The 24,141-nt window shown below is 41.1% G+C and carries 21 protein-coding genes; 12 read left to right on the top strand and 9 right to left on the bottom strand.

All coding sequences use genetic code 11. The features are described from left to right. Nucleotides 1–28: 28 nt before the first annotated feature. Nucleotides 29–442, bottom strand: a complete 414-nt coding sequence (locus FC093_RS18400) for a hypothetical protein (protein WP_137263280.1) — start codon at nt 440–442, stop codon at nt 29–31. Nucleotides 443–907: 465 nt separating this feature from the next. Between FC093_RS18400 and FC093_RS18395 the strand changes: the two genes are divergently transcribed. From FC093_RS18395 to FC093_RS18365, 7 genes are all read left to right on the top strand, one after another. After that, nucleotides 908–2,599, top strand: coding sequence for a T9SS type A sorting domain-containing protein (locus FC093_RS18395; protein ID WP_137263279.1), 1,692 nt, complete (start codon nt 908–910; stop codon nt 2,597–2,599). A gap of 802 nt (nt 2,600–3,401) precedes the next feature. After that, nucleotides 3,402–4,616, top strand: coding sequence for a DUF3179 domain-containing (seleno)protein (locus tag FC093_RS18390; protein WP_137263278.1), 1,215 nt, complete (start codon nt 3,402–3,404; stop codon nt 4,614–4,616). A 238-nt stretch (nt 4,617–4,854) separates the two neighbouring features. Next, a complete protein-coding gene (locus FC093_RS18385; protein ID WP_137263277.1) occupies nt 4,855–5,742 on the top strand; it encodes a Rieske 2Fe-2S domain-containing protein in 888 nt (295 codons plus the stop codon). Nucleotides 5,743–6,040: 298 nt separating this feature from the next. After that, the gene (locus FC093_RS18380) at nt 6,041–7,873 is read left to right on the top strand and encodes a glycoside hydrolase family 15 protein (protein ID WP_137263276.1); all 1,833 of its coding nucleotides are present in this window, start codon (nt 6,041–6,043) and stop codon (nt 7,871–7,873) included. Beyond that, nucleotides 7,870–8,343: a hypothetical protein gene (locus FC093_RS18375; RefSeq protein WP_137263275.1), complete on the top strand. Its 474-nt coding sequence runs from the start codon at nt 7,870–7,872 to the stop codon at nt 8,341–8,343. The genes FC093_RS18380 and FC093_RS18375 overlap by 4 nt, the downstream gene beginning before the upstream one ends. A 220-nt stretch (nt 8,344–8,563) precedes the next feature. Then, nucleotides 8,564–8,830 (top strand): hypothetical protein, encoded by a 267-nt coding sequence (locus FC093_RS18370; protein WP_137263274.1) that lies wholly within the window; start codon nt 8,564–8,566, stop codon nt 8,828–8,830. A 739-nt stretch (nt 8,831–9,569) separates the two neighbouring features. Beyond that, entirely contained in the window at nt 9,570–9,866 is a 297-nt protein-coding gene (locus tag FC093_RS18365) for a T9SS type A sorting domain-containing protein (protein WP_137263273.1), read from the top strand. A gap of 103 nt (nt 9,867–9,969) precedes the next feature. Here FC093_RS18365 and msrA read toward each other — a convergent pair whose 3' ends face one another. Next, complete coding sequence (msrA, locus tag FC093_RS18360; protein WP_137263272.1) at nt 9,970–10,476, bottom strand: peptide-methionine (S)-S-oxide reductase MsrA; 507 nt, start codon at nt 10,474–10,476, stop codon at nt 9,970–9,972. 440 nt (nt 10,477–10,916) lie between these two features. Here msrA and FC093_RS18355 point away from each other — a divergent pair, with 440 nt between their 5' ends. The 4 genes from FC093_RS18355 (at nt 10,917) to FC093_RS18345 (ending at nt 14,705) form a co-directional block, all read left to right on the top strand. Beyond that, a complete protein-coding gene (locus FC093_RS18355) occupies nt 10,917–11,213 on the top strand; it encodes a hypothetical protein (protein WP_137263271.1) in 297 nt (98 codons plus the stop codon). Nucleotides 11,214–11,454: 241 nt separating this feature from the next. Then, the gene (locus FC093_RS24125; protein WP_206106619.1) at nt 11,455–11,667 is read left to right on the top strand and encodes a hypothetical protein; all 213 of its coding nucleotides are present in this window, start codon (nt 11,455–11,457) and stop codon (nt 11,665–11,667) included. Further along, a complete protein-coding gene (locus FC093_RS24120; RefSeq protein WP_206106618.1) occupies nt 11,651–11,845 on the top strand; it encodes a hypothetical protein in 195 nt (64 codons plus the stop codon). Before FC093_RS24125 ends, FC093_RS24120 begins: the two co-directional genes overlap by 17 nt. A gap of 250 nt (nt 11,846–12,095) precedes the next feature. Next, nucleotides 12,096–14,705: a PKD domain-containing protein gene (locus FC093_RS18345; RefSeq protein ID WP_137263270.1), complete on the top strand. Its 2,610-nt coding sequence runs from the start codon at nt 12,096–12,098 to the stop codon at nt 14,703–14,705. Between the two features lie 232 nt (nt 14,706–14,937). Here the strand turns inward: FC093_RS18345 and FC093_RS18340 are convergent, their stop codons facing one another. The 7 genes from FC093_RS18340 to FC093_RS18310 form a co-directional block, all read right to left on the bottom strand. Then, entirely contained in the window at nt 14,938–15,849 is a 912-nt protein-coding gene (locus tag FC093_RS18340; protein ID WP_137263269.1) for an alkaline phosphatase family protein, read from the bottom strand. 434 nt (nt 15,850–16,283) lie between these two features. Then, nucleotides 16,284–17,525 (bottom strand): serine hydrolase domain-containing protein, encoded by a 1,242-nt coding sequence (locus FC093_RS18335; protein ID WP_137263268.1) that lies wholly within the window; start codon nt 17,523–17,525, stop codon nt 16,284–16,286. 98 nt (nt 17,526–17,623) lie between these two features. Then, nucleotides 17,624–18,382, bottom strand: a complete 759-nt coding sequence (locus FC093_RS18330; protein WP_137263267.1) for a hypothetical protein — start codon at nt 18,380–18,382, stop codon at nt 17,624–17,626. 467 nt (nt 18,383–18,849) lie between these two features. Further along, nucleotides 18,850–20,073 carry a hypothetical protein gene (locus tag FC093_RS18325; RefSeq protein ID WP_137263266.1) on the bottom strand — a complete coding sequence of 408 codons (1,224 nt, stop codon included), beginning with the start codon at nt 20,071–20,073 and terminating at the stop codon, nt 18,850–18,852. 283 nt (nt 20,074–20,356) lie between these two features. Next, complete coding sequence (locus FC093_RS18320; protein ID WP_137263265.1) at nt 20,357–21,541, bottom strand: hypothetical protein; 1,185 nt, start codon at nt 21,539–21,541, stop codon at nt 20,357–20,359. A gap of 1,126 nt (nt 21,542–22,667) precedes the next feature. After that, nucleotides 22,668–23,105 carry a carboxymuconolactone decarboxylase family protein gene (locus FC093_RS18315; RefSeq protein ID WP_137263264.1) on the bottom strand — a complete coding sequence of 146 codons (438 nt, stop codon included), beginning with the start codon at nt 23,103–23,105 and terminating at the stop codon, nt 22,668–22,670. A 93-nt stretch (nt 23,106–23,198) separates the two neighbouring features. Next, nucleotides 23,199–23,561: a nuclear transport factor 2-like protein gene (locus FC093_RS18310; RefSeq protein WP_137263263.1), complete on the bottom strand. Its 363-nt coding sequence runs from the start codon at nt 23,559–23,561 to the stop codon at nt 23,199–23,201. 176 nt (nt 23,562–23,737) lie between these two features. Between FC093_RS18310 and FC093_RS18305 the strand changes: the two genes are divergently transcribed. Further along, complete coding sequence (locus FC093_RS18305; protein WP_170971148.1) at nt 23,738–24,034, top strand: NAD(P)H-dependent oxidoreductase; 297 nt, start codon at nt 23,738–23,740, stop codon at nt 24,032–24,034. Nucleotides 24,035–24,141 lie beyond the last annotated feature (107 nt).

Here is a 24,141-nt window from a genome sequence, read left to right as displayed (position 1 = left end):
TACTGAAAATTAGCTTTCTAACAAATATTTATTTAGCTGCTATCAGAAACTCACATCTTGATTCATCATCAGGTGTATATGAACTATAATTCTTTAAAACAACCTTCATTGTACGTGTATATGATGGTGTAAACACAACAACTGGTTCATCATCTGAGCCGCTATCATTCATATAAGTAGTGCCATCACTATATTGCACTTCTATATCCAAATCATTTACGTTTTCATCTTCACTAAAGCCATAAATGGCATAAGTGGTATTTGCATAAAAAGTCTTGTAATAATACACCGTTTCTCCTTGTGCTATATATCCATAAATATCTTTCACAATGGTGTATTTATGGTCTTCCAGAATTTGCTTGATAACATAATATTTATCCGCGTTTGTAAAGCTGCTAACTAAGCAAAGGGAAGCAAGTAAAAGCATGGTTAGGGTTTTCATAAGAGGGAATTTTAGGTGTTGAGAAAATTTGTTGTGATAGCAAAAGCTATGGTTATTTTTTAATTAACGTTTGCTGTTTCAAATATATAATCCTTTAATTACGCTCTTCAACGTGAAAAACACCATACTGCATCACGCCTTTTTCACATGTCTGGGGTAGCTTCAGGCAGTAATGCAGGTACTGCCCGGAATTGATAATTAAAAGTGATTTATTTTAAAGGGAAGTTCTTACGGTATGTCCGCGGCTTATATCACCTACTCTATAGAAGGAGATACTGCGAAGAAAAATGTGCATTTTTCAATCTCAAAATCAATTCTTATTCGATTACTTTTTATTTAAAATAAATAGTGTTATCTTACATAATTAAACTAACTTATAGCTGCCCTGTTTTTGTGATCCTGCAAATGCCTGCTCTGAGTTTTACAACCCCGCTAAATCTTTTCTTCAACCAAAAATAAAATACCATGAAACACAAATTACTTATGCCACTTTGTACAGCGGCTTTCATTTGTTTACATGCATTTGGTCAGCCTGCCATTACCAACCAGGTTGTATCGGGGAGCAGTTCCTATGATGATTTACAAAGTATGTATCTGACAAACGATAAGGGGTTGATTGCAGGTGGTTATTCGGCTTCAAACATTTCAGGAGACAAAACGGAAGATAGCAGGGGAGGTTATGATTATTGGATAGTAAAGTATAACAGGCATGGAAAAATTCAATGGGATAAAACAATTGGTGGAAGTGCTGCTGATTATTTATCCTCTATTCATCAAACGAAGGATAGTGGTTATATTTTGGGAGGGAGTTCCTTGTCTGATAAGTCGGGTGAAAAAACGCAAAACAGCAGAGGGTTGGAAGATTTTTGGATAGTAAAACTGAACAGAAGCGGAAAAATAGAATGGGATAAAACCATTGGAGGAAGTAATTATGATTATTTATCGTCTGTTGAGCAAACAAAGGACGGGGGATATATTTTGGGCGGTACGTCTATCTCCGACAGATCGGGTGAAAAAACACAAAACAGCAGGGGTAGCAATGACTATTGGGTATTGAAAATAGACAAAGCGGGTAACATTCAATGGCAAAGAACTATTGGTGGAAGCGGTGTAGATGGATTGACCGCTATTCACCAAACTAAAGACGGTGGTTATATTATAAGCGGGCAATCCAACTCCAATGCGTCGGGCGAAAAAACAGAAAATAATAAATGCAATTGCACCGATGTCACTTATTCATATGATTATTGGATTGTAAAGCTGAACGGTAATGGACAAATTCAATGGGATAAAACGATCGGTGGGGGTGATACCGGTGGATTTACCGGTAATGATGGGTATAATACCATTCAACAGACCCGTGATGGTGGTTATATTGTAGGCGGTCTTTCCAATTCAAATGCAACCGGCGACAAAACCGAGAACAGCAAAGGCAACTATGATTATTGGATAGTAAAACTGGATACTAAAGGTAACAAACAATGGGATAAAACGATCGGCGGAAGTAGCCTGGATGGTAACGATAATCTAAGCATTCAGCAAACCAGTGACGGAGGCTACATTATGGCTTCAGAGTCCTGGTCCAATAAATCCGGAGATAAAACAGAAGATAATAAGTGCCCGGGGGCGTGTGGTGATGAATTTGGTGATCCTTACTTTGATTATTGGGTAGTAAAAACAGATAGTATAGGTAATATTCAATGGGATAAAACCATTGGTGGAAGGGAAAATGATATATGTGAGGTGGTAAAAGAAGTGCGGCCAAATGTTTATGTAGTAGGCGGATCTTCTAATTCAACAATTTCCGGAGATAAAACGATCCCCTCAAAGGGATACGATGATTACTGGATTGTAAAATTAAAATATACCAGCACGAGCACAAGTCCTATTGCTTCTGTAAACCAGAAGAAAGTAATGTTTACAGCAAGCAGCGACAGTAAGTTTTCTGCTTATCCCAATCCTGCAAAAGATATAATTCACATACAGAATGGTGGCAGGTCAGCAACATTTACCCTTACTAACCAATCGGGCAAAATATTGTTGACGCAAAAAGTTAATGGAAATAGCTCCATCAATATTACGCACTTGCCTTCGGGCGTTTATTTTCTTAAAGACAACTCTACAGGAATAACACAAAAAATTGTTGTTATTAAATAGCAACAATCGGCATGAGTTCCGTCGTAGCTGCTCTTCTCCGCATGTCTTTTCTTAGCTTATGCACAGGAGCTAAGGGACGTGCGGAATGGGGAGCACAGGAGGTACTGCCGGAGTATTTTTAGTTGCTACACATCATTTTTAGTGGTTATTATCTTTGATTATTTCAGCCTTAACTATTGCTGTTGCATGCTGACCTATAATGGTTACATTTTTGTTTATACTCATTTCAGCCGCACATTGTTTCTTCCTGCACTATTCACTTATCGTTACCACCTATGATATTTTCCTGTTCACCGCTGTGCATTCCTATTTTACCGATGCAGATTTGTGATAGCCCTGTAATAAGCTACTTTGCTCTTTAGATGGGCTTTTCTTTGCTTTCGTAACGTAGTGCCTGCTGTGAATAGTGGATAACTTGTCTTTCTGCAATTGAATAACTGTTGTGGTGAATGAGTGTAGATTTTCTACAAATAGTAAAGAAGTTCTACCGCAAAGCTTAAGTAAGATTTGGCGGCAAGAGCTTGTTTCTAAAAGTGTAATAAATGCTTTTAGGTTTTCAAAGATGAATAGTGGTGCTTTCTCTGTGGAATGGGTTTTTGTATAGCGCTTGAGGATTGTTGGTGAAAAGGACATTAAAAGCAGTGAAAATTAAAATAAGGATGATGGTAAAGCTGCCATAATTTAAAGTGCTATACTATCATAAAAAACCTGCTAAATGGAACACTTCGCTGGGCTTTGAAAATTGATATAAAGAGAAACATTGTTTACATAGCATTACAATTAGTTTATATCCATTTAAAATATGCGAGTTTTCTTTTTGGTGGCGGGGCTGCTGTTACTATTCGGTACAGAAGTATGGGGTGTATATTCTCTGATGCCTTTTACAGACATTCAGGAGAAAGAGACCACAGCTATTACTTATTTCTTTCATCATAACATTCTATGGTTACGTGTGCTTGCATTAGTGCTGATAGCTTACCCTGTATATTATATTGTGAGGTATAAAAAAATATGGCAGAAGCTTTTACTATTGCCGGTATTTGCAGGGTATGTAATAGTATTTTATTATTTTAACTATTACATGGCACCTGCACAAATATATCAACCTGTACAGGTAAAAACATTTGCACCAAAAAACAGGAATAAAATAAGCAGCGATAAACTTGTAATAGGCGTAGCGATGAATGGTATTGCCAAAGCATACCCAATACAAATTGTAGGCTACCACCACCAGGTGGCAGATACTATTGGCGGAACACCTGTTCTTATCACCTATTGCACTTTGTGCAGGTCTGCACGGGTGTACAATGCTGTAGTAGAAGGTAAGCCCGCTAATTTTGTGTTAATGGGGCTGAATAACTTTAATTCTGTGTTTGAAGATAAAGCAACAAAAAGCTGGTGGCAGCAGGAAACAGGAGTAGCCATAGCAGGCCCGATGAAAGATAAAAAGCTTGAAGAAATTCCATCGCGCCAGGTCACGTTATCCAGTTGGTTCAAAGAATATCCGGAGGCTGTGATAATGCAACCAGACTCCAACTACTTAGCTGCCTACGGTTTAGCAAATAATGACAGAGCGTACTTCAGGCTTAAATATATGCAGGCAAATGCTGAAGAATACAAATCAAAATCTTTGGTAATAGGGGTATTGTACAATGGATATGCAAAAGCATATGATTGGGAGGCGCTAACCGCCACAAGATTTTTAGAAGATTCTTTACCTGATGTATCTGTATTACTAACGCTTGAAACAGATAATGCATCTTTTCATTTATGGAATAGAAAGGTAAAAGGCTATGTTTTACATTTTGAAAGAATTGGGAATACAGGCAACATAAGAGATGTAAACACACAATCTACGTGGAATATGCAAGGTGCCTGCATTGACGGCGCTTTACAAGGTACGCAGTTGGAGGAGTTGCAATCTTATTTAGAAACATGGAAATCGTGGAACGCTTTTCACCCGAGAACGGAAATGTATAAGGATAAGGAAGCTGAAACCTCTTTCATTCGGTTGTAGGCATACTTATTCCCACTCGCTGGCTTTGCCACCAGTGCCTTCTGCCCTGGTTAGTGCTTTCACAAATCAATTCTTTTGTTAGCTAAACAGCTACACTTCCCCACCATATATTCTTCTACAGTTTATATACAAAATGAGCATTGCCTGCAAGGATGCCGTGGCATAGTTTGTGGAAGTATAAAGCTTTATCCATTAATCTATTGCGATTTGATTTTATTAAACCAAGGAGGAAAAACGAATGAGCCAGGAAACAGTAATCAACGCGCTCACACAACAGGAGTGGCTGGATAAGGTGGGCGATGCGGTTCAACCCGCTATTATCAAAACTTTTGAAGCCGGCGGTAAAACCGGCCAGGAAATTAAGGACTTTTTGCATGGAGTTTGGCTTGGCCACCCGCTTCATCCTGTATTAACAGATGTTCCCGTTGGGGCATGGACGGCCGCTGCTGTTTTAGACAGCCTTGAATTGCTCGGCGGAAAAAAATATAAAGCAGGAGCAGATGCAGCTATTGCCGTAGGGCTCGTAGGTGCGGCCGGGTCAGCCATTACCGGGCTGACTGACTGGACCGGCACATCCGGAAAAAGTCGCAAAATTGGCTTGATGCATGCCCTGTTGAACGTTACTGCGACTACTTTATATACCACCTCGTATTTCCTACGCAAACAAAAAGGTTCCCGTAAAACAGCAATTGGGTTGGCAATGCTTGGTTATGGCGTGGCATCGCTGGCGGCTTATCTGGGTGGACATCTTGTTTATGGAGAGCAGATTGGCGTTGACCACACTGCTACAGCAGCAGAATATCCGGAGGATTTTATTGCCGTGCTGCCCGAAAACGAATTGGCAGAAAATACAATGCGCTGTGTAAATGCTGGCGAAGTGCCGGTGCTGCTGGCACGGAAAAACGGCGAAATATATGCTATTGCACATACTTGTTCGCACCTGGGCGGTCCGCTTTCTGAAGGCGATTTGCTGGACGATGGCAATGTACGCTGTCCCTGGCATGGCTCCGTTTTTTCTCTGCAGGATGGCAGCGTGGTAGATGGGCCCGCTACAGCCCCGCAACCTAAGTTTGAAGTGCGGGTGAATAATGGTCAAATAGAAGTAAGATTATTGAAAAATGTGTGAGTGCACATCATAAAGCGGTTACCGATGCACCATACTTATTCACTTGTTGATAACCAGTGATATGTTTTCATAATGCCTCAGATATAGAAAAATCATTTGCTGTTATCTGCATTCCAGCAATAGAACTGTTGCTTGTAGTCTTGGAAGTAAATCTCAGGGCTTAAACAGGCAACCCGAAAAATATCTTTTCGTATTAACAGGCAATGTGCCCGATTTAAGAATGAGCATCTGTTATAGCAGTTTCCGCTTATAAGCGTAAAGACTTTAACTTAATAAAAATCCAGCTAAACTTTCCGGTATGCCCAATAAGCTTTCTGATTATGCACTCATTGGTAATGCACGGTCAGCGGCTTTAGTGAGTAACAAAGGTTCCATTGATTGGTGTTGCCTTCCGGAATTTGATTCACCCGCCATTTTTGCTGCTCTTTTAGATGAAGAACAGGGCGGGCATTTCTCCATTAATCCTAATACAGATCACTACATTTCCACGCAGGCATATATTGCGGATACCAATGTGGTTGAGACTATTTTTGAAACTGAAAGCGGTAAGGTACGGTTAATGGATGCTTTTGCAGTGAACAGCGAAGAAGAGAAAAAACATGCACTTTTTGCGGACCATGAAATACTACGCGTAGCAGAAAGCGTTTCAGGAACAGTGCAGATGAAAATGGAATTTGTACCCCGCCTATTTTATGGAAGGGAATTGCCGCATTTGAAAGATCGGCAAAAATTAGGAATACATTTCAGTTGGAAAGGAAACGCTTTTACTCTTTTGAGTACGCTGGAAGGGGCGCAGCTAAAACTAAGTTCGGGGAAAGATAAAGTAAACGCCGAATTTTCGTTGCAGCCCGGGGAGCGGGTTATTTTTTCCTTTAGCTACGCTGGCCAAAGTCCTGCTATTATTCCGGAAGTAAAAGTTACCGGTTGGAGCCGCATGCAAAACACCGTTACGTATTGGAAAAATTGGATGTGCAATTTCCGGTATTCAGGTGTATATGAAAAAGAAGTCCGGCGAAGTGTGCTGGTACTAAAACTGCTGACCCACGCACCCTCCGGCGCTATTATTGCCGCCCCAACCGCTTCCTTGCCCGAAGAAGTGGGTGGAGTGAGAAATTGGGACTACCGCTATTGCTGGCTGCGAGATGCTTCCTTTACCATCCGGGTATTGGTAAAGCTCGGGTTTGAAGAAGAGGCGCATGCCTTTATGAACTGGATTTTACACGCTACACAACTCACCCGGCCAAAGGTTCAGGTGGTTTATTCTGTTTATGGACGGGCATCCATTAAAGAAAAAACACTTGGCTGGCTAAAAGGCTATAAAAACTCCAGGCCGGTACGTATAGGCAATGAAGCAGGCGGGCAATTTCAGTTGGACGTGTATGGCGAAGTGTTGGATGCTTTTTACACCTATGCTCCGCTTGTTGAAGACTTTGACCGGGACACCCGTAAATTTCTGATAGGACTGGGCGAAACCATTTGCAAAATATGGGAGCAGCCTGATAATGGTATCTGGGAAATACGTACTTCCTTAATCCATCATACCCACTCAAAAGTGATGGCCTGGGTTGGTTTGAACCGACTGATACAACTCTCCGAAAAATTCCAATGGAACGAAGTACCTCTTGAAAAATTCAGTCTTATAGCATCTTGTATTCGCGACAAAATAGAGCGTCAGGGTTATAACAGCAACTTGAAATCTTACACCCGTGAATTGAACGGAAAGGAATTAGATGCCAGTTTATTGACTCTTTCACTCGTAGGATATTGTAATCCTGCTTCACCAGGGACGCTATCTACCACTCAGTTGATACATGAGCAGTTATCAAAAAATAATTTGATCTACCGTTATCTTAATGTAGATGATGGCATAGCAGGAACAGAAGGCACTTTCGGCATTTGTTATTTCTGGCTTGCTGAAAACCTGGCAAAATCAGGGGTACTGGAAAAAGCGAAGGAGGCATTTGAGACAATGTTGCGGCATGTCGGTTCTACCGGACTTTTTTCAGAAGAAATAGATCCTGAAACGCACGAATTACTTGGGAACTACCCCCAAGGCTTTACTCATATTGGCTTAATAAATGCCGCACTTGCTATCACAGAAGCATCTCAAAAAAAAGTATCAACTGTATGAATATTGGCAATCTGATTTTATGGGGTTTTGCCGCTACTGTTATCCTCACCACGTTAATGGCTGTATCAAGACCTTTAGGGTTAACGCGTATAGATTTCCCTTTTATGCTGGGAACTATGTTTACTTCCAACCGCAATAAAGCACCGTGGATTGGCTTCCTTGTTCATTTAATAATGGGGTGGATTTTTGCTTTTATTTATGGCGCTGCCTTTGAGAGTTCGGGCTTGCATACGTGGTGGTTTGGGCTGGCTATCGGTTTTGTGCACGGCGCTTTTGTATTGTCTGTGGGGTTAGAAATCCTGGGCTATTACCATCCAAGAATGGCTAGCCCCTTCCAGGGACCAACGCCCACTAAACAACTGGAACCCCCAGGATTTTTTGCTATGAACTATGGCAAGGGGACGCCTATTGCGACACTGCTTGGCCATTTAGTTTATGGTGGCATTTTAGGTATGTTTTATAATACATAAACCTGTTAATGGCTTATTTAAAAACATGCAATGGGAGGAGGAAATAGTAAAGTGTAAAAATGTTTTATTAGTTAATGAAGTGCACCGGCAGACCTGGAGAAGAAACTACAGTTCCGAATTTGACTTTGTTTATTGCTGCATGGACATTCATTTGCTAACTTTAATAAAATCATTAACTGCTATGTTTATTGAATGAAACGTATTTCATTTAAAGTTCGGAATGGCGAAAGATGCGATTTCTTTATGGAGAGAATACCTGCAGAAGATCCAGAGCATAAACAAATCAATCCATGCACGATTGCTCACTGATATTACCGGCCGCAACTATACCATTGTTTTGGAATTAAGCTATACAAATTATGCAGATCTTGAACCTGCCAAATGCCTGCTGACCAGGCAGGACGGATGGAAGGAGTTTTACCAGCAATTTATTCCGCTGTGCGAATTTTCAGAAAGAACACAATATAAACTGGAGATAGATTTTTAAACCTTATTGTATAAAGAGGATTAGGTATTTACTATTACGCTCTGCTTAGCGTAGTCCCCGGTTATTAGTATTCAAAACCTTAACTTTTAGTCTGGCGGGAAAATGCGCTTTATTGTGGTCACCACCGCATAGTACTACAGTGGTTTAGATGATATCAGTTTCCGGCTCTTATTCAGATTAGGGCTTTGCGATTTTATGGTCTTTTCATTAGTTGATCTCCTTGTATGCCAATAGCATTAGGCTCTTCACAGGTGTTAGCAACAGGGCACCTCGAAGCAGGGGGATAAAGGTGATTTTTCAAAATCATTCAATTATTACAATGGTTTAAACAGGGTATTTAAAAACCTGACCTTTACTCGTACATATTGATTGTCAGAATAATACAGGCTGTATATCCACTTAAAACAGCTAATAGCCGGCCATACTTATTGTAAGTGTTTGCATATATACATGCCCTATAAATTTGCTGCGCGAATTAAAAGACGATGATTGTCTTTATTGCACGAAACTCTAAACCAATCAAATAACCTGACTTTGCCGGTACCTCCCGCTTCAATAACTGCATATACAAGTTGTTATCCATTGCCTAAACCTATTTGTCACCAAAACCTATAAAATATGAAACACAGTTTCACACTTCTTACTCTTTTTCTATGCATGTTATTCCATCTTGCCCAAGCTGCCGAAACAGAGCCTGACAATACGAAGGCTGAAATACTACTTCGTTAATTGCCAAAAAATGGCTGCACCGGCAACAACAGACGAAGCCGCAGATGCAGTAATCACTACTTATCCCAACCCTGCAAACACGCAGTTTACTATTCAGCTAAATGGCAGCAGAGTGCAGGGGTTGGCATCACTGTGGTTGAGAGATATGAATGGCAGTGTAGTCTGGAACAAACAGCAGGTGCAGGCAGATGCATTAAGAAGCATGCTGGTAGATGTAAGTAAGCTCGCCCAGGGCATGTATATGCTGCAAATAGTAGATGGAAATAACGAAACAATTACCGTAAAGAAGATTATAGTTGCGAGATAGCATATCTAACAGATGCGTTTAACAATAAGACCTGCTACATAACAGCAGGTCTTATTGTTTTTCTCTAGTAATGCTATTGGCACCATCCGGCAAAAAAGGTATATTATGCTTTACTTAATTGAGGTAATTGCCAGTCGGGTCTTACAAAATGACAGGTATATCCATTAGGATGCTTTTGCAAATAATTCTGATGCTCTTCTTCTGCATCCCAAAAGTCGGATGCCGGAGCTACTTCGGTTACAATAGGTCCCGGCCAAATGCCTGAGGCATTCATTTCATTGATTAGCTCTTTTGCTGTTTTCTTTTGTTCTTCACTGAGATAAAAGATGGCGGAACGGTAGGAAGTACCAATATCGTTTCCTTGCCTGTTTTTCGTAGTAGGATTATGAATCTGGAAGAAGAATTCCAGCAGCTTGCGGTACGATAACTGTTCCGGATCAAAAGTGATGGCTATTGCTTCGGCGTGGGTACCGTGATTACGGTAAGTGGCGTTTTTTACATCTCCGCCTGTATAGCCAACAACGGTTGATGTTACACCCGGAAGTGCTCTTATCAGTTCTTCCACTCCCCAGAAACAACCACCGGCTAATATTGCTTTTTCGCTTGACATAAGTAACTGTATTTTTATTGAAGTTAAGAAAATAAACGTAAAGCCAATAGTAGTGTGTTAGTGCCGTATTGTTTGCCGAGAATAATTAAAGATAAAAGGGTAGGTTAGAAGAAGATAAGAATTCAAGTGCCACAAACAGTTGGGCAAATGAAATAGGCACAACATTAATTGAGGTACTTCTAACAGCACTTTACGCCTTTGCTTTTGGCGTACTTAAACTTACTTGCAAACTTTTTGGATAGAACCTCTATCCACTATTTCCTTTATGCCTTTTGTTGCAGCAGTTGCTTCCAAAGAAGGCCACTATGTTACGTAGCATTAAATTCGTTATTACAAAAATGCAATGGACTTCTAAAAAGTATATAATTTTGTAAGACCAACATACTGCTGGTACCCTTTATTATAGTAAACCTTATTTCTTCACTTTAAAACTACTTGCTATGTACGTCGTACGCGATATATTCCATCTTAAATTCGGGCATTACCGCGATGCCAAAGCATTAATGGATGATATAATGCAAAAGGGATTATTGAAAGACATGAAACAGCCGCGGGTGCTCACGGATTTTACGGGTGATGCATACAGATTGATATTAGAAGCTTCGTTTGATACCCTGGACGAATATGAAAAGTCACTAACAGGTAACCTGAGTCAAAATGATTGGCAGCAATGGTATATGAAATTTAAAGAACATGTTGAAAGAAGCTACCGGGAGATTTTGAAACAGGTGATGTAGTATTTGATAGCCTGAGGCTGCATGCTAAGTTGCTTTGCAAATTCAACAGATAAACTGGTATGTTTTTACCAGCATTTTATCTTAACAGATTTTGCAAAAAAGTATTGTATTATTGAGTAGATAATGGAGGCTTTGTCTCTAATCCTGAAAGTGAGCCTTTGCTTGTCGGAGTCTTCCAACTACGTCGTTCTGTCGGCGAATCCCCGGATTCGAATATACTATCTTTTGCTTATTTTGTTGTATGAGCCAAGGCTATCAGACATACGACCAAAATCAGGCATACTATCTCACTTTCCAAATTGTAAAATGGGTAGATGTTTTTACCAGAAGCGAATACAAACAAATTGTTGTAAACAGCTTCGATTGCTGCCAAAAGCACAAAAGGTTGGAACTATATGTATATGCCATTATCACCAATCATATTCACTTAGTTACCTGTGAAAGAGCCTTTTAGATTATCTGATATTATTCGTGATTTTAAGAAATTTACAGCCAACCAATTACTGCCTTTATTGCAACTGCCACAGGAAAGCCGCTTTACACCTGTTTTTACACAACAGAAGCTGAACTATACCCATAACAATCCGGTAAAGGCAGGCATTGTAGAAAAGCCGGAAGATTACTTGTTATAGCAGTGCCAGAAATTATGCAGGATTGAAGAGTGTGCCGGAGATAGATTTGTTATAAGTGTGTTTGCGCAAATCGGGAGATTACGCCGGGCAGGGTGCTACAGGACTATATAACAGCATACTCGGAAAGGTGGATACAAAACGGAGGCGCAACCTTTGCCTTTGTTGGTACGTTATATATTACTGCCGGGAAAATAGCTGTTGCACATCTCGCCGTAGCATTAGCATTATATCATCCTTTCTGCCTGTTTGTATGAAAAAATATGTCTTATTATATCTCTCCTTTTTTTGGGTACACACTGCCATAGCAGATCATATCACGGGGGGCGAGATATATTATTCTCTTACTGGCATTTCGGGCGGACAATATCAATACAGCATTACCCTTAAGCTCTTTATGGTGTGCAATACCGAAAGACAATTTAATAATCCAACTTATGTTTCATTTTTCAATAAGGGCACTGGTGAAAGAGTAAAGGATGTGAGTGTTAACCTTGCTAGAACAGAACTCTTAAGTTATACGCCCGGTGGACCTTGTATATCCAATCCGCCAACGGTTTGCTACCGCGTAGGCTATTACAATTTCAGTATCACGCTGCCAGCGTCTGAGGATGGGTATATTTTATCCTCGCAGGTTATATACCGGGTAGATGGAATGAAAAACCTCCTTGCAGGTTACGACCAGGTTGGCGCAACCTATACTGCCGAAATACCGGGCAATGCTTTAGTGCCGGATGCTCCTGCAAATAACAGCGCACAATTTACCGGTGACGACCTTGTAGTAATATGCGCCAACAATTCATTCTCCTACAGTTTTGCTGCAAAAGATAAGGACAACGATCAACTCAGTTATTCTTTTTGCAACGCTTACCGGGAAACATCAGGTGGTTTTAGTGAAGGAGGCACTCCCACTGGTCCGCCCCCTTACACTTCCCTGCCATACGGGCAGGGGTACAACGGATCATTACCGCTAGGTGCTAATGTATCTATCAATCCGGCTACAGGATTGCTTAGCGGTGTTGCGCCTGCCGAAGGTACTTACGTAATAAGCGTTTGTGTAGCGGAAATAAGGAACAATACAGTAATCGCAACACAACGGAAGGATATACAGATCACCATCACCTCGTGCAGTATTGCAGCAGCCACACTGTTGCCGGAGTATAACCTGTGTGGTGATACAAAGAACATTTCGATCAGGAATATGTCTAATAGCCCGTTGATAAAAACTTTCGACTGGCAGTTTACAAATGCCGCGGGTGCTATTGTTTATACAACCACCCAGCAACAGGCAAACTATACTTTTCCCGATACCGGCATATATAAGGTAAAACTCATCATCAATAAAAGTGATGCATGTTCAGATTCTGCCGTATCAATGGTAAGAGTGTATCCCGGCTTTGTACCCGGTTTCCGGTTTAATGGTATCTGCTTAAATAAGCCCACCCAATTCACCGACACTTCTGTTTCGGTGTATGGCAATGTAAATTCCTGGAACTGGGATTTTGGGGATAATAACAGTCTGGCAGATGCCTCCGGTTTACAGCATCCTGCATATACCTACACTACAGCCGGAACTAAAAACGTAAGACTCATAACAAGCGACAGCAAAGGCTGTACAGATACCGTATTCGGCAATGTTACTATTGTTGATAAACCTCCGCTTGCAACTGCATTTAAAGACACCCTGATCTGCAAGAGGGATTCAGTGCAGCTATTTACAACAGGCAGTGGCAACTACACCTGGTCGCCCAATATCTTCATCACCGCAACAAATATTGCCTCGCCCATAGTTTCGCCACCAGTTACCACCACTTATTATGTTGATTTAAATGATAACGGCTGTCTGAATCGGGATTCCTTAACTATACATGTTGTTGATCAGGTTGCATTACAGGCGATGGGAGACACCACCATCTGCAGTGGTGATACCATCACATTAGGTATTATTTCCAACGGTTTAAAATATTCGTGGACACCTGCATCGTCGTTAATCAATGCCGGTATAAAAAATCCACTTGCGGTTACTTCAGCTACTACAACCTACGAAGTGCTTGCCCAAATAGGGAGTTGCAGTGCAAAAGAAAATATCACGATATCAACAATAGATTATCCGGTTGCCATAGCTGGCAACGATACCATGATCTGTTTTCAGACAGGGGCTGAACTGCATGGCATTACCGACGGGAGTTCTTTCACATGGTCGCCTTCAGCAACGTTACAATATGCCAGCACGCTCCATCCGGTAGCATATCCTGCTTCCACAACGGCTTATGTGTTGAGCGCCTGGAATACAAAAGGCTGCCCTAAGCCGGGCAGGGATACCGTAACGGTTACAGTGCTTCCGCCAATACATGCATTTGCGGGGAATGACACAGCCATAGTAGCGGGACAAACACTACAGCTCAATGCAAGCGGTGGAATAAAATATAACTGGCTTCCCGCAACAGGATTGTCTGATGCCGGTATTGCCAACCCGCTTGCCTTGTATTCGTCTCCTTCAGAGGGCATACGGTATAAGGTGTATGTGTACAACGAAGCAGGCTGTGTGGACTCTGCTTCGCTTACCGTTAAGGTGTTTGGCACATTACCCACCGTATTTGTGCCCACCGGCTTTACACCAAACGGCGATGGAAGAAATGACGTACTGAAACCTATTGCAGTGGGCATGCAGCGCATGGAATTGTTCAATATTTACAATCGCTGGGGACAGCTCCTTTTCAGTACTGCTGCTAATGGAAAAGGCTGGGATGGAACAGTCAGCGGGCAAAAACAAAGCGCCGGTACTTATATATGGATGCTGAAAGCGGTTGATTATACCGGTGCACAGTATATGCAAAGGGGAACAGTGGTACTGATAAGGTGAACAGGTGCCATTGCTAATGATACTGTTGAACTTTTTACACTGCACATTACAGTATTTGCCTCATTATCCCCACCAGTAAATCTGGTTATTACTCTTCCATTACTTCCAAAAGAAGAGTCCAATACGCATCTCTTTCTTTCCTGCCATATTTCTGCCTTAAGCCCCAAAGCGTAAACTGTGAAACGTAGCGGAGAAGCGCACAGACTGATCATATTTTTACTTCGCTTGTTCCCTACTTCCAGCAGGAAGTGATGGTCGTAGCATTGGCTGCATTACCGGCATATGAGAGGCCATACATATTCTCAATGGTGCGAAGTACATTATAATGATTGATTTTGGTTATATACTGTCCTCTTTTTACCATACTACCACAAAATATAGTTACAATATGATTGCTATGGTTTTTATCATCCTCATCAAAAGTGAGTATAAAAAGGCTGTTATGTGTTTTTGCCCACTGGATATAGCCATCCATATTATTTCTTAACCAGCTATCTCCTCTGTTAATTGTGCCATCGTGCATATCGTTATTTTGATCTGGAATCACCAGGCTTACAGTAGGTAATGTGCTATAATCTGCAGGGAATGCGGTGAATGGTTGATTGGTGGCAGCAGGAATCTGATTAACACCGGTCCCCATCCAGTTTGCAGCGGGGTTATGCTTGCGTCTATATGCGTTGTAACTATCGCCATTGTATCCAATACTTGGCAGTCCATCCGAATAGGTAGCGTAAGTATGGCGAGCATCAATCAATTGCCTTCCCAGGTTAGCAGTAGTAAAAGGATCATTAGCCGGATTATTGTCGTCTGTAACTCCCTGATTTGATCCGGAATACAGATCTAAATAATTGGGTTGGCTCGGGTGCGTAACGGCATGTGATCTTTTGAAATTGGCTGCAAATGGATCATTTGCAAGTGCATTGATGTATGGTGCATTTAACGATCCTATAATTTGAGAATAGGCATGATTTTCCTCCACTACAATAACAATATGATCTGGTTTGGGTAATGTTTTAGTAGCATTCGCTTGTAAAGCGTCACTTGGTAATGAAGCAGTTGGTGATTCACTTTCTTTATTACATGCCATAATAAAAAACATTAACGCAAACAGGCCGGGAAAACCAATAGAAATTCTACATTTCATAGATGATGTTTTAAGGTGTTAAAATATAGGGGTGTTAAAACAAGAATATACAAATGCAGTTGCCAGAAAAGTAGATTATAATTGCCTGTTCGTTAAGTAATGATTGCTATTCTTTAATTCGTAAGGAGAAGACCTGACAAGTGTTTTTTTACAACTGGCGCTCTTGAAAAATATCGTCAAGATTCAATAAAAATAATGCCAATAAAACGTACATCGGTTATAGGTTTAGGTGTTATTTACTTATACAAACAAAATATACTGATGTGCCGGGAGCTTAATTAAAGTAAATGAATAGTAATAAAAGTTGGTTAGCTGAATGTATGATAAATAAGAAAATAGTACGGCTTGCTCAACTACCGCAATGTTCCAAGGCTTACGTGCAGTTGGCTGTTAATGAAAACGTTGTTGAGAAAGAAATGTTTAGCCAATGACAATTATGGTTTTCCGGGGTATCCTAAAGCGTTCCTTGCTGCATACGCTGCATCATAAATAGCATTAAAGGGCAGCAGGAAGGAAGTGGTGCCATTTCGCAAGTCCCACATGGTAACCATTGATACAATGGAGATATCATTCGCAGGATCATACGCCATTAGAGAGAGGTAGCCAATTCTTGCGCCATTATGCCCATATCCCAGGTTGATACGATAGTTACACCCAAGTGCATAAGCAGAATCATAAGGTGTCTTGTCTGTTTGCATCAATTGCACGGTGGACGGCTGCAGCACATTTTCGCCTCTCATCAGCGAACGGATATACGTATTCAGCGCATTCATAGTTCCATAGCCGTTACCTTCCCCAACCTGTGCACTCATGTTATAGTTATCAAACTGTTGTATGCCACCCGGAAGGAGATAAGCACCTGCTACATGGGGATCGGGCATCGCATTATCTGTTGCTAATACAGGAAAATGAATCTCATCAATAGGCACAGGACTGTTGCCTCCTACAATATAATCCTGCATATAGTCGTCATACGTTTTGTCTGCGCCAGCTTTAAAACTGTAAACCCTTGCAATAATTTTTGCGAGTATGGAATATCCTGTGTTGCTGTAATGATAGCCATTGCCCGGAGTGAAATAAACAAGATTTTTATTTTGTGCGAGCACATTTACCATTTCATCGGTGGTGAACTGGTGCATTGAATCCAATGCCATTACATAGTCTGTATAAGTTTCACCGTTATATCCCGGCACAGTATCATTATCCACATCAAATACGCCGGCACTATGCTGGAGTAACTGCTCAATGGTAATATCATTTTTATAGCGAAAATCCCAATCCGGAGTAGCGGGCACATAGGGGGTGTCGCTTCCAGGAATGGTATCAGTAATTTTTGCTTTATAATCGAGCCAGCCATCTTCATACATGTTAAGGATGGCTGCCGAAGTAAAATTTTTAGTAGTGCTGGCAAATCTATAATACGTATCAGCGGTAAGTGGCTGATTGCCGGCCGCAGCGGAACTTACAAATATCTTTTCTGTGGGTGTTTGGATAATAACATTGATATATGGATAATCAATGCTCATCTTTTCCGATAATGCAAGCCGAACACTATCTACAGCGGCCTGTACTTTTTGCTGGTGATCATCATCGGAAGCGGGCGAATCATTTTTTGCGCAGGATAGCGTTTGTATAGCAGAAGTAAGAAAAATGGTGTAAAGAATAAATTTTCTCATATTAATCATTATTGTTCGCTCTTTAGAAACATATGTATAGCTGCAAACGGGGAATATACCGCAACTGCTGCAGTAAAACTTTAAACCTACTAAAATAGTTAAAGATGATCATATATCCACTGCGCAAGTTCTTCAATCTTTTCATCAATTAATTCTTCTGCCGGGTCGAAAGGGGTTCCATCGGCGTATCTTGCAATTGTTCCTGGGCCATGTTCATGTTCCTGATCAATGGAGTCCCGCCACTTCTCTGCATGTTCCTGCCACTCCTTTGTGACTACCAGGCCGGGCTCGTCAAGCCAGACGTTCCAAGACAGTACATTGCTTGGCAGTAGCATATTACCCGAAGCGAGATTGAAAAAATCCATGATAAGCTGGTTAAAATCATCAACGAGCGCATCATTTGTCGTTTTGATCGGGCCTATTTCCACATCTATATTTGCTACTGCCCATGCTACATCCTTGTGAATGGCAAAGTCAGGACTTGTAAATCGGGTGGTTTGACCACTGCGGAGTGGAAAAACAGGCTGGTCCGGATTTCCGGGTTTATGTGTGCTCACCTTAATTGAATCTGCTTTAGTGGCGGGAAAAGGAAGACCACTATTTTGAAAAGCGTCCCACAAGCCCCAGATGGCAGCATCCTGGAGTCCGCTCGGGCTAAACCATATCTTCCCTTCTACGGTCATATCTGCTGCCAGCTGTTTGGTATCCTCATCCACCCAACCCCTTTGCCCGGTAACAGAAACTTCTACATTCATGCAGCCATAATTAGTAGAACAAACCCCTTGCTGGGGACATATAATAGCATATATTCTCCCGGTGTTGGTGTATCCAACCCTTGAAATGTCGGGGGCGAACATCTGGAAACACCTTTTAGGATCGGGGTTCCCCATCTGGCTCTCCCAACTAAACTCTGGCCACAGCGCTGCCTGCTGGCGCTGGAGTAATTTAATGTTTGCCATATTATCCAGCAGCGGCAACGATGAAAGATCCGGATCAGGATAGGCAAACGCGGGGTTTGACTGCGCAAATCCACCTTTCCAATCCGTATCTGTCTCACCAAGTCCGTCACCGTTGTCTGACTTATGACATCCTGTGATAAACGATGGTAATAAAACTACCCCGGCCGTGGTAATAACTGAATCGCGTATTAGTTTCCTTCGGCTTAGTTTTTCGAGTATTTCTTTTGAACGCCTGGCAGGATCTGTCATAAAAGGTGTATTAAAATAGGTAAGAAAATAGGTTAGCTTTAATAAGAAACAATTCTAATTAAAGGCTGGTGAATGAACCTACACAACTTCTGAATAACAGTAAGTTCTTCTGTCGTCTATTGTTTTAAAGAGGGTAGTTGCCCGCATTGCCAATCCCAATCCCATTCAGCAGCCGGCTGAAGATCACCCCCCGGTTGTTTAACAGCATCTCCAACATCTAACCAATTAAAATCATGTTCGTGATCATAAAGCAGGGTTGGCTTTGTTTTGTGGAATTGTTTAAATACGTAATCGCGGCGAAACAAACCGTCTGGGTTTATGATATGACCGGGTGAGTCATCCATGAATAATATATTACAAGCCTCATCCGGAAATACATTGCCCCCGATACCTAATTGCCAGGAACACAACTCAAAATATCTATAATGGCCGGGGTCAACATCATAAACTCTACCCCGCATGTATCGTCCTTGGTTGCCCTCCGAAGGCGCAAAGAACTTTTGCTGTTCATATTCCTGGAGGTTAGCAGGGGTATCGCCATTATATACGTATACCCACCACCTGGCAGGAAAGGGGCCGTAATCGCAACATTTTACTATAACTAGGTTCCAAAGTAATTTTTTGAATTGAATAAATGCAGCGGTCTGTAATGTATTATAATCCTCACCAAGATCGGGGAAATATGAGCTCGCCAAATCTCCAATGGTATAAGTTTTACCTTGTAGATTAGGATCATATTGAAATACAAAAGTATCGTTCCACCCGTCTTGCAGGTTCTGGTAATTATTAGCCGGGTCTACCAGTAAACTTAGTTGCTGCTCTATTGCCAGTTGCATTGCATTATGTCCAAAATCAAAATCTGCAAATGTGGCGTCTAAATTGTCGGGTGGTGCTTTCCCTGGACCCCAGTCGTGCAGAAATGCAGATAAACACGCAAATGCAGGCACCGCGGCGGCGCCATCACTTGCAATGCAGGCTGCGGCAGCCAATGCAAAACCTATGTCAATAAAAATGTCTGCAATAAAATTGTCCCACCCACCTGTGTCTTTGGTAGCTTTTAAAGCAAGAAATACCACATTTTCATATTCAATACACAAAGGGTACAGGTCAACAACCCATGCACGTAAACGCCTTAAGTTATCTGCAGCCTGTTGTAGTTGCGCTGGTGTAAATGGAGCGTCTCCTACGCCTCCTCTGGGAGCATCATTATCCTTGCTGCATCCTGTAATAAATGAAGGGAGTAAAACAGCACCTGTAGCTGCAATGGCAGAATTGCGTAACAAATACCTTCGACTTACTTTGTTAAGTATATCATCCGGGTTCTTTGTAGGATCTTTCATAAAAAGATGGTTTTAATAAATGAGAAAGTATGTTCGTTTACAAATTCTCTTGGGTTTATAAAAAACAGTTCTCAGTTAAGATTTTTGCCGGTGTTATAGTGCTTTAGGAAGTATAGATATACGAGAAGTATAGGTATACGAAATGCTGCAGTTCCTGTCCGATGCTGAGGCAATTTAGCATTTTTTTCTCGGTATCAATTATTTGTTGTTTCTGATTAATGAAAACAATGTTGTACCCTACCCCGCGAAGCTACAAGCTTTGCCGGGTAGGGGCTTGGTACATCTAATGTGTTAGCTCGGGGAACACCCCGCCTGTGAAGTTCCAGTCAGTACTGCATTCATCGCAGAAATCACCATTTGGCTTGTCTGACAATAACTGCCAATCCGCAATCCAAAAAGGTTTTGTTAAGGCGAATTGTGTAAACACATAATCGCGGGTAAACAACCCATCGGGGTTTATGATATGACCGGGGGTGTCGTCCATAAATAATCTATTAACAGCCTCTTCCGGAAAGTCGCTACCGTTGATGCCCAAACGCCAGGAATGCAGCCTTATAGTCCTATAATCATCGTTCTGATCGTAATAACCACCTCGTAAGTAATGTGCTTTGTTCTGCGGGTACATTTCTGTTTGTGCATATTCAACAACAGATGTATGGGGATAGTTGTCATTAGGTTCATTATATAAATATATATACCAGTCACTTACGTCACCTAAGGTGCAACATTTCATTATCGCCAGATTCCAAACAGATTTTTCAAATGAAATAAGTGCAGCGCTCTGTAATGTATTGTAGTTATCACCAAGATCCGGGAAATACGAAGTCGCCAAATTCCCAATGGTATAAGTGCTGCCATTAAATTCAATAGGCTCTGTCCACGCAGTCGTTAAGTTATTATAATTATTAGTCGGGTCTACCAGGTGACTTAATTGCTGTTCTATTGCCAGTTGCATTTTCACATGTCCAAACTCAAAATCTGCAAACACCTCGTCTAAGTTTTCCGGTACATCCTTCCCAATGCCCCAGTCGTGCAGGATGGAGGATAAAAAGGCGAATGCCGGCACAGCCGGCCCGGCACCTTCGGCAATGGCCGCCGCCGCTGCTAATGCAGTGGCAATGTCAATAAATGCGTCCACAATAAAGTTCGTCCAGTTCGGATTCTCTTTGGTCGATTTTAACGCATGAAATACTGCGTCTTCATATTCAATGCACAAAGGATATAGCTCGGTTATCCATGTACGCATACGTCTTAAATTGTCCGCCGCTTGCTCCAGTTGCTCTGGGGTTAATTGAACGCCTCCTACACTCCCCACGCCTCCTCCAGGAGCATCACCATCCTTACTGCATCCTGTAATAAATGGCGGCAGTAAAACAACACCGGTAGCGGCAATGGCAGCATTGCGTAACAAATACCTTCGGCTTACTTTGTTAAGTATAACTTCTGCGTTCGTGGTAGGATCTGTCATAAAAAGATTGTTTAAATAAATGAGAAAATATGTTCGTGTACAAATTCTTTCAGGTTTATAAAAAACAGTTCTCTGGTAGGATTTATATTCGATGTACTAATGCTTAATGAAGTATAGATATACGAAATGCTGCAGCTCTTTCCGCTGATGCTGAGGCAATTTAGCGTTTTTGCTCAGTTTCAATTATTTATTGTTCCTAATTCGTGAAAACAATGTTGTACGCAGTTCGTTCTTCTACAGTTTCAGGTGTAAGGATTCCTTCTTCTCCTCAGTGTCTCATTACAGCTTCTGTTCTTCAAGGTGTTAGCGATAGTGCACCTTGAAGAACAGATAAAGATGATTCTTCCGAATTATCCAACTGTTTAACTGTTTTAGTCATCGCATCCAAAAAGGTAATCTTTACTTTCCCATTTTGTTTGCCATAGTAGTAATCGGCTGCACTACTATGCTTGTATTCTTCTGCTTCATATACAAGACTAGTACGTACAGGATTGTTATGAATATAAGTGAGCTTTTGCCATGCAAATGGCAGGCTAAAACATAGTTCTGCATGGTTATCTGCTTGCCAGAACTGATAATTGGTTTTGTTTGTTCCTTTGTCTTCAGCTTGTTTAAACAGTCACAGCATCCAATGCTTTCTACTTTCTCTTTCATTATTTGCTATAGCATCAGTAATTCGCCTGGAAGTGAATTTTTAAAATCCCGGCGAATGTCAGATAGGTTGTTATTCTTTGCCTGAAGGAGCACATGGATATGATTGCTCATGATAACGTAACCATACACAATTAATCATTTCTTTTCAATGCAAAAGTTGAGACTATCTTCTACTATATCGCTATAATTTCTCCTTGTAAATACGTCTACCCAGTTAACTACGGTACAGGTAAGAAAGTAAACGGCGCTTTGGTCTGATATGCTATGTGTAAGCCATAGTAGAAAGATAAGCATAGCTCGTAAATACAAAGGCATATTAGGCAACCTGTCTTTATCCTTTACTCAGAGGTGCGCTGACGCTTACAGCTTGAAGAACGTGGAAGTTTAAATGAAAGCTTCCTTTCATCAGGTACTTAAATAAAAGAGGCTGCTTCATACTTTTTGAGGCAGCCTCTTTTATTTGCCTATACTATTATTCGCCTGGTGCAAGTTGGGTTGCTATCCCAATTCTGTTCCATACGTTAATGGTAATGATTGCTAAGATCACTTGGGCTAAATATTTTTCCTCTATTACCTTCGCTGCCTGTTCATAGGTATCATCTTTTACATGATTGCCAATTAAGGTGACTTCTTCAGTCAGCGCTAATATTGCCCTTTCTTCATCTGTAAAAAACGGTGTGTCCCGCCATGCATTCAGCGCATAAATACGTTGTTCGTTTTCCCCTGCTTTACGTGCCTCTTTCGTATGCATATCAATGCAAAATGCACATCCGTTTATTTGCGAAGCCCTGATTTTAATAAGGTCTTTATGCGTTCTTGTTAGTGGTGTGCTTTCAATAAATTTTTCCAGGCCAAGAATGGCACGGTACCCTGCCGGCTCTATCTTGTCAATTTTAATTCGTGTTTTCATTATTAAATATTTATGAGATTTGTTATTTCGATGTAGCATTAATTTAAAAAGCCTTTTCGATTGCGGGAGTATCCTCAAGCATCAAAAAGGCTGTTATTTTACCATTAGTGATGGTAAACCGCTGGCAAAATGGGGTTGAAAATTTTTTACCTGTTTTTTTAACCAGTCTTGAAATTTTCCAAAAGCTGCTGCTTCATTACCATCTATGAACAGGTGCCCGACCTCCAATTGATCCCCGCCATCTACATGAGCATCGAACAATAGTGTAAGCGCTTTTACTATGTCTGATTTAGAAACCAGCTTTCCTGTCCAGGGTAATATGTTTGACTTTGGAAGATACCCGTCAATCTTATCTGAAAAAAAAGAAGCTACTGTCTCCGGGTTTTTCTCTGCAACACTTTTATAAAAGCCGTTTAAAATAGCTTGCGTCTGCTGGTCTGTTGTGGATGAATTCATTTGTATTTATTTCCACAAAATTAGAGCGCTGATAGGGATGATAATTATGCCAATATCGAAATAAAGGATAGCCCAGAGCGCTTAATGCACATGCAGCATCTGGGCTGTAGTCTTTATGAGAGTTGGTATGCAAATACGATCCAGCATACTTATACTTTTGAATGAAAATTACTGAAATGAAAAAGGTATTAGTTATCAATGCAAGCGCAAGAGGACTGAAATCACACAGCAGAAAACTTACCGAAGTATTTGTTAATCACTTAAAAAGTGTCTATAATAGTCCAGTTATTAGTTTTCGTGAATTGGGGAATACCAATGTGCCACACATCAACGAAAAATGGATTAATGCGGCTTTTAAACCCGAAACAAAAAGGTCTGTAGAAGACCAGGAAGCTTTAAAAGTCAGCAATGCTTATATTTCTGAACTACGGGAAGCAGATATTATTGTTCTTGGTTCTGTATTAGCCCCCTAAAAGGCTGGAGATAGTTTTAGAAATAGTTTGACTTATTCAAAAGTCACTAAATTTAAAAATATGAGTATCATCAAACGTAAATGGAGTGAAGCACAGAAGTTGCAGAT

Source organism: Ilyomonas limi (assembly GCF_005233845.1).
Lineage (GTDB): Bacteria > Bacteroidota > Bacteroidia > Chitinophagales > Chitinophagaceae > Ilyomonas > Ilyomonas limi.
The sequence above is the reverse complement of the archived record's forward strand: the minus strand, read 5'-3'. Positions and strand labels throughout refer to the sequence as shown.

What these genes read in the sequence shown, in the direction of transcription:
- FC093_RS18400 (WP_137263280.1), bottom strand. Translation starts at nt 442, where the DNA reads ATGAAAACCCTAACCATGCTTTTACTTGCTTCCCTTTGCTTAGTTAGC.
- FC093_RS18395 (WP_137263279.1), top strand. Translation starts at nt 908, where the DNA reads ATGAAACACAAATTACTTATGCCACTTTGTACAGCGGCTTTCATTTGT.
- FC093_RS18390 (WP_137263278.1), top strand. Translation starts at nt 3,402, where the DNA reads ATGCGAGTTTTCTTTTTGGTGGCGGGGCTGCTGTTACTATTCGGTACA.
- FC093_RS18385 (WP_137263277.1), top strand. Translation starts at nt 4,855, where the DNA reads ATGAGCCAGGAAACAGTAATCAACGCGCTCACACAACAGGAGTGGCTG.
- FC093_RS18380 (WP_137263276.1), top strand. Translation starts at nt 6,041, where the DNA reads ATGCCCAATAAGCTTTCTGATTATGCACTCATTGGTAATGCACGGTCA.
- FC093_RS18375 (WP_137263275.1), top strand. Translation starts at nt 7,870, where the DNA reads ATGAATATTGGCAATCTGATTTTATGGGGTTTTGCCGCTACTGTTATC.
- FC093_RS18370 (WP_137263274.1), top strand. Translation starts at nt 8,564, where the DNA reads ATGGCGAAAGATGCGATTTCTTTATGGAGAGAATACCTGCAGAAGATC.
- FC093_RS18365 (WP_137263273.1), top strand. Translation starts at nt 9,570, where the DNA reads ATGGCTGCACCGGCAACAACAGACGAAGCCGCAGATGCAGTAATCACT.
- msrA (WP_137263272.1), bottom strand. Translation starts at nt 10,476, where the DNA reads ATGTCAAGCGAAAAAGCAATATTAGCCGGTGGTTGTTTCTGGGGAGTG.
- FC093_RS18355 (WP_137263271.1), top strand. Translation starts at nt 10,917, where the DNA reads ATGTACGTCGTACGCGATATATTCCATCTTAAATTCGGGCATTACCGC.
- FC093_RS24125 (WP_206106619.1), top strand. Translation starts at nt 11,455, where the DNA reads ATGAGCCAAGGCTATCAGACATACGACCAAAATCAGGCATACTATCTC.
- FC093_RS18345 (WP_137263270.1), top strand. Translation starts at nt 12,096, where the DNA reads ATGAAAAAATATGTCTTATTATATCTCTCCTTTTTTTGGGTACACACT.
- FC093_RS18340 (WP_137263269.1), bottom strand. Translation starts at nt 15,849, where the DNA reads ATGAAATGTAGAATTTCTATTGGTTTTCCCGGCCTGTTTGCGTTAATG.
- FC093_RS18335 (WP_137263268.1), bottom strand. Translation starts at nt 17,525, where the DNA reads ATGAGAAAATTTATTCTTTACACCATTTTTCTTACTTCTGCTATACAA.
- FC093_RS18330 (WP_137263267.1), bottom strand. Translation starts at nt 18,382, where the DNA reads ATGTTCGCCCCCGACATTTCAAGGGTTGGATACACCAACACCGGGAGA.
- FC093_RS18325 (WP_137263266.1), bottom strand. Translation starts at nt 20,073, where the DNA reads ATGAAAGATCCTACAAAGAACCCGGATGATATACTTAACAAAGTAAGT.
- FC093_RS18320 (WP_137263265.1), bottom strand. Translation starts at nt 21,541, where the DNA reads ATGACAGATCCTACCACGAACGCAGAAGTTATACTTAACAAAGTAAGC.
- FC093_RS18315 (WP_137263264.1), bottom strand. Translation starts at nt 23,105, where the DNA reads ATGAAAACACGAATTAAAATTGACAAGATAGAGCCGGCAGGGTACCGT.
- FC093_RS18310 (WP_137263263.1), bottom strand. Translation starts at nt 23,561, where the DNA reads ATGAATTCATCCACAACAGACCAGCAGACGCAAGCTATTTTAAACGGC.
- FC093_RS18305 (WP_170971148.1), top strand. Translation starts at nt 23,738, where the DNA reads ATGAAAAAGGTATTAGTTATCAATGCAAGCGCAAGAGGACTGAAATCA.